General features: G+C 47.6%; 1 protein-coding gene. It reads left to right on the top strand.

The annotated features are described in order from the left end of the window. Positions 1–276, top strand: a 276-nt coding sequence (locus D7V77_RS44175; protein ID WP_199734038.1) for a peptidoglycan-binding protein, incomplete at its 5' end; no start/stop codon positions are given. Between the last annotated feature and the right edge of the window lie 113 nt (positions 277–389).

The following is a 389-nucleotide window of genomic DNA, read 5'->3' as shown; positions in this document are numbered from 1 at the left end:
ACTGGATACCGTGTGCCTTGGGTTGGTAAGCCAACTACTGAGCCTTGGGCTGTTCTAGCCTTTCAGAAGAAGGTTGGCGGTCTTGCTGTAGACGGTATTAACGGTAAAGAGACCACAAAGGCTCTACAGAAGAAGATGGGTGTTACGGCTGATGGTATCATTGGCCCAGAGACAGCCAAGGCCATTCAGAAGAAGGTTGGAACGTATGTTGACGGCATTCTTGGCCCTGATACGTACTACGCTCTGAGTGCTTGGGTTGAGGCTGGCTGTAAGTGATTTGACAATCGACGTTCGTCCGTGTAAGGTGTAGTGTATGTTCAAGAAAAACTTCTCTAACAAAGACAAGCCAGAGGATGATATGTCAGATTTTGAGTTTGACTCTCCTGACA

The organism is Corallococcus sp. CA041A, assembly GCF_003612075.1.
Classification (GTDB): domain Bacteria; phylum Myxococcota; class Myxococcia; order Myxococcales; family Myxococcaceae; genus Corallococcus; species Corallococcus exiguus.
The sequence above is the reverse complement of the archived record's forward strand: the minus strand, read 5'-3'. Positions and strand labels throughout refer to the sequence as shown.